The organism is Candidatus Dormiibacterota bacterium (assembly GCA_036495095.1).
Classification (GTDB): Bacteria; Chloroflexota; Dormibacteria; order Aeolococcales; family Aeolococcaceae; genus CF-96.
In genome coordinates this window covers 1-9,933 of sequence record DASXNK010000101.1, presented here as the reverse complement: position 1 = coordinate 9,933, position 9,933 = coordinate 1, and the positions used below count along the sequence as shown (strand labels likewise).

Annotated in this window: 12 protein-coding genes; all 12 read right to left on the bottom strand. The window is 74.3% G+C overall.

From position 1 onward, the window contains the following. Positions 1-530 precede the first annotated feature (530 nt). Entirely contained in the window at positions 531-1,106 is a 576-nt protein-coding gene (gene folE / locus VGL20_10505) for a GTP cyclohydrolase I FolE (protein ID HEY2704112.1), read from the bottom strand. Between the two features lie 83 nt (positions 1,107-1,189). Continuing rightward, entirely contained in the window at positions 1,190-2,083 is an 894-nt protein-coding gene (locus VGL20_10500; GenBank protein HEY2704111.1) for a Rieske 2Fe-2S domain-containing protein, read from the bottom strand. A gap of 106 nt (positions 2,084-2,189) precedes the next feature. Next, positions 2,190-2,894, bottom strand: a complete 705-nt coding sequence (locus VGL20_10495) for a transcriptional regulator (GenBank protein HEY2704110.1) — start codon at positions 2,892-2,894, stop codon at positions 2,190-2,192. Positions 2,895-2,973: 79 nt separating this feature from the next. Then, positions 2,974-3,312 carry a phosphoribosyl-AMP cyclohydrolase gene (hisI, locus tag VGL20_10490; GenBank protein HEY2704109.1) on the bottom strand — a complete coding sequence of 113 codons (339 nt, stop codon included), beginning with the start codon at positions 3,310-3,312 and terminating at the stop codon, positions 2,974-2,976. Next, positions 3,305-3,835 carry a tetratricopeptide repeat protein gene (locus VGL20_10485; protein ID HEY2704108.1) on the bottom strand — a complete coding sequence of 177 codons (531 nt, stop codon included), beginning with the start codon at positions 3,833-3,835 and terminating at the stop codon, positions 3,305-3,307. The genes hisI and VGL20_10485 overlap by 8 nt, the downstream gene beginning before the upstream one ends. 25 nt (positions 3,836-3,860) lie before the next feature. Continuing rightward, entirely contained in the window at positions 3,861-4,622 is a 762-nt protein-coding gene (gene hisF, locus VGL20_10480; protein HEY2704107.1) for an imidazole glycerol phosphate synthase subunit HisF, read from the bottom strand. After that, positions 4,619-5,371, bottom strand: coding sequence for a 1-(5-phosphoribosyl)-5-[(5-phosphoribosylamino)methylideneamino] imidazole-4-carboxamide isomerase (locus VGL20_10475; protein HEY2704106.1), 753 nt, complete (start codon positions 5,369-5,371; stop codon positions 4,619-4,621). The genes hisF and VGL20_10475 overlap by 4 nt, the downstream gene beginning before the upstream one ends. Further along, positions 5,368-6,057 (bottom strand): imidazole glycerol phosphate synthase subunit HisH, encoded by a 690-nt coding sequence (gene hisH, locus VGL20_10470; GenBank protein HEY2704105.1) that lies wholly within the window; start codon positions 6,055-6,057, stop codon positions 5,368-5,370. Before hisH ends, VGL20_10475 begins: the two co-directional genes overlap by 4 nt. After that, the gene (gene hisB, locus VGL20_10465; GenBank protein HEY2704104.1) at positions 6,054-6,644 is read right to left on the bottom strand and encodes an imidazoleglycerol-phosphate dehydratase HisB; all 591 of its coding nucleotides are present in this window, start codon (positions 6,642-6,644) and stop codon (positions 6,054-6,056) included. Before hisB ends, hisH begins: the two co-directional genes overlap by 4 nt. Then, a complete protein-coding gene (hisD, locus tag VGL20_10460; GenBank protein HEY2704103.1) occupies positions 6,641-7,981 on the bottom strand; it encodes a histidinol dehydrogenase in 1,341 nt (446 codons plus the stop codon). Before hisD ends, hisB begins: the two co-directional genes overlap by 4 nt. Next, positions 7,978-8,643 (bottom strand): ATP phosphoribosyltransferase, encoded by a 666-nt coding sequence (gene hisG / locus VGL20_10455; GenBank protein HEY2704102.1) that lies wholly within the window; start codon positions 8,641-8,643, stop codon positions 7,978-7,980. The genes hisD and hisG overlap by 4 nt, the downstream gene beginning before the upstream one ends. Beyond that, positions 8,640-9,914, bottom strand: a complete 1,275-nt coding sequence (hisZ, locus tag VGL20_10450) for an ATP phosphoribosyltransferase regulatory subunit (protein HEY2704101.1) — start codon at positions 9,912-9,914, stop codon at positions 8,640-8,642. Before hisZ ends, hisG begins: the two co-directional genes overlap by 4 nt. Positions 9,915-9,933 lie beyond the last annotated feature (19 nt).

Here is a 9,933-nt window from a genome sequence, read left to right as displayed (position 1 = left end):
GGCGGGCTCGAGGCGGGGGGGCAGAGATCCGGCGGCAGCGGGCAGTCGGCCGCCTGCGCCACCAGCGGCGGCGGCAGCAGCGCGGCGGCGAGCGGCGACGCCAGCAGCGCCAGCAGCGCCGGCAGGGCGAGCACGCCCCGGCCGCGGAGGCGGCGGGTCGGCCTCGGGTGGTCCGGATGTCGGGTCGAGCCGGGCATTCTCACGGGGAACCGGGGGGCACCAGGCTGGGCCCGCCGCGACCGGTCCGCTCTCCTCTCCTGAATCCCGACCAGTCTACCGCCCCGTCCCGGGACCGCCACCGGTGCCGATCCGGGCGCGCTCGATCTCCGGCGCGGTGGATGGGTCCGCCGCTGACGGTGAGGCGTCACCTGGGCGCCTCACCGTCACGCCTACCTGCTCGTCTCGGTGTCCTCGTCGGGCTCCGGCTCGGGCTGGGCGGTCGACGAGCAACCGCAGCTGTCACACATCACGCGTCTCCCTGTCGTACGTGGGCTGTCGACTCATCGTCGCTCGAATCGGTCACGAGCTTCTCACCTTCCACGTCCCCGACCGGTGAGCTCGAGGAACTCGCCGCGGCTCCTCGGATCGGTGAGAAACACGCCACGCATGCTGGACGTGACGGAGTGGCTGTTCTGCTTCTGCACCCCGCGCATCATCATGCAGAGGTGCGCGGCCTCGATGACCACGCCCACGCCCCGAGGCGCGAGAGCCTCGTCGAGGGCCTCGGCGATCTCCACGGTAAGCCGCTCCTGCACCTGCAGGCGCCGGGCGAAGACGTTGACGAGCCGTGGCAGCTTGCTCAGCCCGACCACCCGCCCATCCGGCACATAGGCGACGTGAGCCCTGCCGTAGAAGGGGAGCATGTGGTGCTCGCAGAGGCTGTACAGCTCGATGTCCTTCACCACGACCATCTCGGAGTACTGCTCGGCGAAGATCGCGCCGTTGAGCACTCGGTGGACGTCCTCGTGGTAGCCGCTGGTCAGGAACTCGAGGCTCCTGGCCACACGCTCAGGAGTTCGGAGCAGCCCTTCGCGGGTGGGATCCTCGCCCAACCGACTGAGCACCCCCTCGATCAGTGCCGGTGTGTCGGCATCCGCGAGAGACATGGCTCCCTCGCGGCTGGAGACACTGCCACAACCGCCGGAGGCACGCGACGGTCGGAGGGGTAGGGAGAGGTGGCCGTTGGCGCTCAATGAAGAGGCGCCTCCAACTTCACCTCGACCGCGGTTCTGTTTTCACGAACCACCAACGACGGCTGGCTGAAGGTTGCCGGCCCACCCTCGACGCGACCGTCCCTGACGCAGAAGCGAGAAGCGTGCCAGGGGCAGATGACGGTGTCGCCCTGGAGGGATCCTTCATGGAGCGGTCCGCCGGCGTGCGAGCAGACGTCGGAGATGGCATGGAGCCGTCCCTGGAGACGCACCACGAGTACCTGCATGCCGCTCGCATCGACGGCGCGCATCTGGCCCTCGGCGAAGTCGCCGGGAGTGCCCACAGCCACGAAGTCCTCGGGGCCCTCGAGGAAGGCGGAGCGGTTCACCGTGGTCCCGATGCCGAAGACGAGGTGGCCGCCCAGCCACGACGCGGCCACCGCCAGACCGAGGCCGGCAGTGGACAGAACCACCGCCGTCGGGTGGGCGCCCTCGCCTGCCCACCAGCGCATCCCGAGGGAGAAACCCTCGATGCCGAGGACAACGGTCATGAGCCCCCCGTGAAGCAGCGCGATGCGTCGCTCCTGGCCGAACGTCTCATGGAAGTCGGTATACCCGGTCAGAGCTGAGAGCACGGCGCCACCGAGCCCGACCGCGAGGGCGATATCGCCCGCCTCGGTTCCGATCCTCGGGGTGAGGTGCGCCGCATAGTCGGCGACCACGCCGGCGGTCCAGGCGCCCATCGGCAGGTCGGTCACCGCCGGATGCAGCGGGTGGCCGAGGATCCTGGTGCCGTGCAGGAGGTCCTTGAGCCACCGCCCCGGCTTGCCCAGAACACCGTAGACGGCGCCCACGCCGCCCTGGATCGCCCCTGCCAGGCCGTCCATCCAGGCCTGCCTGCGGATCACCCGGTCGAGCAGCGACTCAGCCACGGCCTGACCCCCTGTGATCAGCGAGATTCGTTCCAACGCCAGGATTTGCTTGCCCTAGGCGCCCTGCTCCTCACAGTATAACCAGTCGTGACTGGCGTTAGTAGCCTCAGGACCACCCTCTCAGAGCGACGCAGCAAAGATCGGGCGCGGGGTCGAGCACTGCCTCGCCCCCCGCCTCGTCGCCGAGGCCGCTCACCATCCCCTGGATGAGCGCGAAGTTCATCCCGCACACGAGCTCGGGCTGATCGGTGGCCAGCGCGTGAAAGGGGCAGTTGCGGAGACGCACGGCGCCCTCAGGGTCGACGTAGGGCTCGAAGCCCCGCTCACCAAGCATGGTCAGCGCCGCCTCTCGGAGCCGCCGGCGGCTCGCCCGCCGGCCACACAGGTCGCGGGCTCCATGTCCGATCTTCTCACCGAGCTCGTGAGCTGCCTCGTCGAGGCGCTCTCGCGGCTCCTCGACGTGCGAAGCGGCGATCGCCGTCACCAGCAGGCGGGCCGCGAGCTCATATTCCCGTTGTGGGAGGCTGACACTGACCTCCGCGGACGCACGCTGGTAGAGCTTGCTGGTTCGACCGGCACCGGGCCCGCTGCGACCGCTGAGCCGCCGGTAGCTCGGTTCGAGCAGCCCCTCGTGCACCAGGCGGTCGAGGTGGAACGCGGCCAGGGGCCGCCCGACGCCCACTGCCTGGGCGGCCTGGTCGCGGCTGACGGGCTCGGGCTGAGAGACGACGTACTCGTACAGCGCCCGCCGAGCGCGTTCCCCAAGGGCCGCGATGGCTCCGATCTGGCGGTCCCGGTGGTCTCGGGTCATTTCCCCATTCTAAGACCAGTCTTTCCTGGCATAAGCTCGGCAGGCGGCGAGGTGGGTGGCGGCGAGGCGGTCGGGGTGATCACCCCGCCGGCTCCGCCACCTCGACCTTCTCGAAGAAGCACGTGGGCGCGCCGGTGTGGCAGGCGGGGCCGGCGGGGTCGACCTCCAGCAGCACCGTGTCCCGGTCGCAGTCGAGCCGCACCGCGCGCACCCGCATCACGTTTCCGCTGGTCTCGCCCTTGCGCCAGAGGCGCCCGCGGGAGCGGCTGAAGAAGGTGGCGTAGCCGTCGGCGAGGGTGCGCTCCCAGGCCTCGCGATCCATCCACGCGACCATCAGCACGGCACCCCCGGCGGCGTCCTGGACGACCGCGCAGACCAGGCCGTCGGCGCCGAAGCGCGGCTCCGGGCGCTCAGCCACGGTGGCCGAGCCGGCGCCACCAGGGCGGCGCCGGGGGCGGCTCGCCGGTGAGCGCGCGGAGCGCCTCGGCGGCGCGCTCGAAGGCCGCGCGGGCGGTGCTGCGCTCGCCGGCGAACCACTCGGCGAGCCCGAGGTTGTAGAGAACGGTGGGATCCTCGCTGTCGAGCGCGGCGGCGTTGCGGGCGCTGCGCAGCGCCTCCTCCCGATCGCCGCGCTGCATCTGCAGGGTCGCCAGGGTGGTGTGCGCCCGGGGCAGGCGCGGCGCGATCTCGAGGGCGCGGCGCACCTCGGCCTCGGCCGGCCCGGTCTCGCCCCGGGTGGCGAGCACCGACCCGAGCAGCAGCGCCGGCTCGGGGTCGTCGGGCCTCCCGGCGGCGAGCGCGCGGGCGCGGTCGACGGCATCGGCGGCGTCCATGTCGAAGCCGTACTTCTCGCGCATGCGCTGCTGGGACCGCTGCCAGAGGGGCACGCGCAGCGCCTCGGCCGCCCGGGGGATGCGCACCGGGCCGCGGGAGGTGGTCATGACACCATGATGCCGCGCATCCCTCCTACAGGCGCACGGGGACGTCGTGGTCGCGCAGGTAGGCCTTGGTGGCGGGAAGGGGATGGGCGGCGAAGTGGAAGATCGAGGCCGCGAGCGCGGCGTCGGCGAGGCCCTCGATCAGCACCTCGCGGAGGTGCTCGGGATTCCCGGCGCCGCCGCTCGCGATCACCGGCACCGGCACCGCCCGGGCCACCGCCGCGGTGAGGGGGATGTCGTAGCCGTCGCCGGTGCCGTCGCGGTCCATGCTGGTGAGCAGCACCTCGCCGGCGCCGCGCTGGGTGGCCTCGCGGGCCCAGGCGACGGCGTCGCGGCCGGTGGGCCGGCGGCCGCCGTGGGTGTACACCCCCCAGCGCCCGCCGCCCTCGCTCCGGGCGTCGATCGCCACCACGATGCACTGCTCGCCGAAGCGCTCCGCCGCCGCGGTGACCAGCGCCGGATCGGCGAGCGCCGCGCTGTTCAGCGACACCTTGTCGGCGCCGGCGCGGAGCATCGCCTCGATGTCGTCGAGGGTGCGCAGGCCACCGCCCACGGTGAGCGGGATGAAGAGCGCGTCGGCGGTGCGCCGCACCGCGTCGAGGAGGATGGCGCGGACCTCGTGGGAGGCGGTGATGTCGAGGAAGACGAGCTCGTCGGCGCCCTCGGCGTCGTAGCGCGCGGCCAGCTCCGCCGGGTCGCCGGCGTCGCGGAGGTCGACGAACTGGGTGCCCTTGACCACCCTGCCCGCGTCGACGTCGAGGCAGGGGATGACGCGGCGGGCCAGGCTCATCCCTGCTGCCGCTGCGCCGCCGGGCGGGCGGGGAAGAGCCGCAGCGCGGCGCTGAGGTCGACCCTCCCCTCGTAGAGGGCGCGGCCGACGATCGCGCCGGCGGCGCCGGTGTCGGCGATGGCGATGAGGTCCTCGAGCGACGCCACCCCTCCGGAGGCGATGACCGGGCCCTCGTAGGCGGCGATGCAGGCCTCCAGCCCCTCCAGGTCGGGCCCGGTGAGGGCGCCGTCGCGGGCCACGTTGGTGAGCACCACCCCGGCGGCGCTCCAGCCGGCCCAGAGGCGCAGGTGGGAGAGGGCGTCGCCGGCGGCCTCGGTCCAGCCCTGCGCCTGGGCGACGCCGTCGCGGACGTCGAGGCCGAGCAGCACCCGCCCGGGGTGGGCCCGGCAGATCTGCGCCGCCATCTCCGGCCGGCGCACCGCCAGGCTGCCGAGCACGATCAGGTCGGCGCCCAGCTCCAGCCAGGCGCTCGCCGCCGCCGGGCTGCGCACCCCGCCGCCCAGCTCCACGGTGGCGTCGGTGTCGCGGAGCGCCCGGACCGCGGCCCGGACCGCGTCCCGGGAGAGCACGTCGGGAACCCCGCGGGCGGCGTCGAGGTCGACGAGGTGCACCCGCTCGGCGCCCTGGCGGACGAACTCCAGGGCCACCTGCGAGGGTTCCTCGGCGTAGACGGTCTCGTGGGTGTAGTCGCCGCGGAGGAGGCGCACGCACCTGCCCCCGCGGACGTCGGCCGCGGGGATGACGATCACGACGCCGCCTGCTCCTGCCCGTGCACGGGTTCGGCCTCCGTCCCTGCCCGTTCGCCCTCACAGATGCGGACGAAGTTCTCGTAGAGGCGCAGGCCGTGGGGCCCGCTCTTCTCGGGATGGAACTGCGTACCGTACACCCCGGCGCGGGCGCATGCGGCGGCCAGGTCGGCGCCGCCGTACTCGCAGCCGGCGACCACGTCGTCGCCGTCGGCGGGGGCCGCGTAGGAGTGGACGAAGTAGGCCCAGGTGCCCTCCGCGACGCCGTCGAGCAGCGGCGACGGCCGGCGCAGGCGGAGCCGGTTCCAGCCCATGTGCGGGACCTTGCCCCGGCAGGCGTCGATGCGGGTGATGCGGCCGCCGAGCAGGCCGAGGCCGGCCCGTCCGCCGCTCTCGTCGCTCCACTCGAAGAGCAGCTGGAAGCCGAGGCAGACGCCGAGCAGGGGCAGCCCCCGCTCCACCGCCGCCGTCACCGAGGTGCGGAGGTCGAGGGCGTCGAGGGCGTCGACGGCGGCCCCGAAGGCGCCCACCCCGGGGAGCACCACCCCGGCACAGCCGTCGACGGTGCGGGGGTCGCGGGTGAGCACCGGCTCGGCGCCCACCGCGACCAGCGCGCGCTCGACGCTCCGGAGGTTGCTGACCCCGTAGTCGATGACCGCGATCCGGGTGGCCGGCCCGCCGGCGGTCACAGCACCCCCTTGGTGCTGGGGATGGCGCTGCCGATGCGCTCGAGCGCCTCGCGGGTGGCCAGCCCCATCGCCTTGAACGCCGCCTCGGCGATGTGGTGGAGGTTCTCGCCGCGGAGGTAGTCGACGTGCATCGAGATGCCCGCCGTCTGCGCGTAGCCGCGCACGAACTCGCCGAGCACGCTGACGTCGAAGTCGTTGATGCGGCCGGACAGCGGGGCCATCTCCCAGACCACGTGGGGTCGGTTGCTGAAGTCGAGCACGCAGCGCACCAGCGCCTCGTCGAGGGGGGCGTGGGCGCTGCCGAAACGGCGGATGCCGGCGCGGTCGCCGAGCGCCCGGCTCACGGTGGCGCCGAGCACCAGCCCGCAGTCCTCGACGAGGTGGTGGCTGTCGACCTCGACGTCGCCCTCACCGTGGAGCCGCACGTCCATGCCGCTGTACTTCACGTATGCCTCGACCATGTGGCGGAAGAAGGGCAGCGGCAGCTCGACGTCGGCGATGCCGGTGCCGTCGACCCGCACCTCCGCGGAGATCCGGGTCTCCCTGGTGACCCGCTGGTCGGTGGCGACCCGCGGCGCGGCGCTCATGCGGAGCTGTTCCCGTTCCGCTCCAGCCGCAGCCGGATCGACTCGGTGTGCCCGTGCAGCCCCTCCGCCTCGGCGATGGTGCAGGCGACCGGACCGAGCCGCTCCATGTCGGCGCGGGCCAGCCGGGTGACGCTCGACCAGCGCACGAAGTCCATCACCGAGAGCGGCCCCTTGAAGCGGGCGGCGCCCCCGGTGGGCAGGGTGTGGTTGGGGCCCGCGATGTAGTCGCCCATGGCCACGGGGGTGTCGTCGCCGACGAAGATCGCGCCGGCGGTGCGCACCCGGCCGGCCAGCGCCTCCGCGCCCGCGCCCTGGAGCTCGAGGTGCTCGGGGGCGAAGTCGTCGACCAGCGCCAGCGCCTCCTCGAGGTCGTCGCAGACCACGGTCATGCCGTGACGTCCGGCGGCGGCGGCGATGATGCCGTGGCGCACCGCGCTCTCGGCGGCGGGGACGAAGGCCTCCTCCACCCGCCCGGCCAGCTCGGCGGAGTCGGTGACGCACACCGCCCAGGCGAGCGGGTCGTGCTCCAGCTGCGAGACCAGGTCGGCGGCGACCAGCCGCGGGTCGGCGCCCTCGGTGGCCACCACGATCACCTCGCTCGGCCCCGCCAGCCCGTCGATGCCGACGCTGCCGAAGACGGCGCGCTTGGCCAGGGTGACGAAGAGGTTCCCGGGGCCGACGATGGTGTCGACGGGGCGCAGCGACTCGGTGCCGTAGGCGAGCGCGGCGATCGCCTGGGCGCCGCCCATCACCGTGACCTCGGTGACGCCGAGCAGGTGGGCGGCGGCGAGCACCGCGGGATGGGCGCGCCCGCCGGGGCCCGGCGGGGTGGCGACCACCACCGAGTCGACCCCGGCCGCCTGGGCGGGGATCACGTTCATCAGCACCGTGCTCGGGTAGGCGGCGCGCCCCCCGGGGACGTAGCAGCCGGCCCGGCGCAGCGGCACCGGCCGCAGCCCCAGGTCGGCGGTGCCGCGCACCGCGGTGTCGCGCTGGAGCGCGTGGAAGTCGCGGATGCGGCCGGCGGCGGTGGTGAGCGCGGACTGCAGCTCCGCGGCGGTGTCCGCCCACGCCGCCGCCATCGAGTCGGGGTCGGCGTGGAGCTCGGGGACGTCGACGCCGTCGATGCGCAGGGTCCACTCGCGCAGCGCGGCGTCGCCGCGGCGGCGGACGTCGTCGACGATCTCGCGCACCGCCTCGTCGGCGCTGAGGGGACGGCCGAAGAGCGCCTCGAGCCGCTCCGACTGCTCGCCGTCGAGCGCCGGCTCGACGAAGCGGCGCGCCCCCGCCACCAGACCGCGGAAGCTGGCGGCGTCGTGGCGGGTCAGGATGGTCATGCCACGCCCTCGCGGGCGGCGTCGCGAGCGCCCTCCTCGACGGCGCGGCGCAGCCCCGCGGCGAGCGTGGTCACCGCCTCGGAGCGGGTCTTCAGCGAGGCCTGGTTGACGATGAAGCGGGCTGTCGACCGTCCCGCCTCGACGACCTCGACCAGCCGGTTGGCGCGCAGGGTGCGGCCGGTGTCGACGATGTCGAGAATGGCGTCGGCGAGGCCGGTGGCGGGGGCGAGCTCGACGGAGCCGTGGAGCTTGATCAGCTCGGCGGTCACGTTGATGCGGTCGAAGAAGGCCCGCGCCGACCGCGGGTACTTGGTGGCCACACGCAGCGAGGGCGGCCAGATCCCGGCGGCCAGCGGCGAGTCCTCAGGGGCGGCGAGCACCAGCCGGCAGCCGCCGAAGCGCAGGTCGACGAGCTCGTAGGAGTCGTGGTGGGTCTCCCAGAGCATGTCCTTGCCGACGATCCCGCAGTCGGCTGCGCCCATCTGCACGTAGACCGGCGCGTCGGTGGGCCGGACGTTGATCAGCCGGTGGCCGCCGGCCTCGACGAGCAGGGCGTCGTCGAACCGCGACGCCTCGAGCCCCTCGATGCCCGCCGCGGCGAGCAGCGTGCAGGCCCCCGTCAACAGCGCCCCCTTGGGCACCGCGATGCAGAGCCCGGTCATCCGCCGTTCCCGTTGACGGCGAGGGCGGCGACCGCCTCCGCGGTGCTGGCGTGGGCCCAGCGCTCGCCGTCCCACCACCGGGCTCCGCCCTCGGAGTCGACGAAGAGGTCGGCGCCCGCCGGGGGCACGTCGCTGGGCTCGAGGTCGCAGGCGACCGCGGCGCCGGGGCCGCGCAGCGCCGTCGCCGCACGGATCGCCATCGCCTCGCCGCCGGCGGCGTAGGCCACCCGCAGCGCCGGCGGCAGCGGCACCGCGGCCTCGCCGCCGCGGCGGGCGAGGGCGTCGCAGCAGCGGTCGACGTGGAGGACGAAGCCGGTGGCGGGCAGGGGCAGCCCGAAGCGTCCGAGCAGCCCGTCGTAGCGGCCGCCGGTGCCGAGCGGGAAGCCGAGCTCGCCGCTGAACAGCTCGAAGGTGGGGCCGGTGTAGTAGTCCCAGTCGCGCACCGCGCCGAGGTCGAGGTGGAGGTGCCCGTCGAGCCCGTGGGCCATGAGCAGGTCCCAGAGCTGGGCGAGCTCGGCGAGCGCGCGCAGCGGCCGCTCGGGGCGCAGCCCCTGGGCGGCGGCGTCGAGGATCTCGCGGCCGCCGCGCAGCGCCGGGAAGCGCAGCAGCAGCGCCCGCTCGGTCTCGCCGATGGGGGTGCCCTCGAGCGCCTCCTCGACGGCGACGAGGTCGCGGCCGCTGAGCGCCGCCAGCACCCGGTCGCGGTCGGCGGCGTCGAGGCCGGCGCCCTCGAGCAGGCCGGGGAGGAAGTCGGCGTGGCCGACGTCCACCTGGACCCCGTCGAGCCCGGCGCGGGCGAGCGCCTCGGCGGCGAGGGCGACGCACTCGGCGTCGGCGGCGATGCAGCCGGCGCCGATCAGCTCGCAGCCGGCCTGCAGATTCTCGCGGCGGCGCCCGCCCAGCGGCGGCTGGTTGCGCAGCACCGGGCCGGCATAGCAGAGGCGCAGCGGGTAGGGGCCCTCGCGGAGCTGGGTCGCCACCACCCGGGCGACGCTGACGGTGCGCTCGCCGACCAGGGCGAGCAGGGCGCCGTCGGCGTCCATGAAGCGGAAGAGCTGGGTCTGCTTGGCGGCGCCGACCCCCGACGAGACGGTGTCGAGGGGCTCGATCAGCGGGGTGGCGACCATCCCGTATCCCCAGCCCTCGAAGGTGCGGATCATGGCGTCGCCCACCGCCCGGCGGCGGCGCGCCGCGCCGGGAAGCCAGTCGGTGAAGCCACCGGCACGCCCCCTGGGCGCCCCGGCGCCCTCGATGGTGGGGGCATCCTGCACGAGGTCAGTCTACCGATCA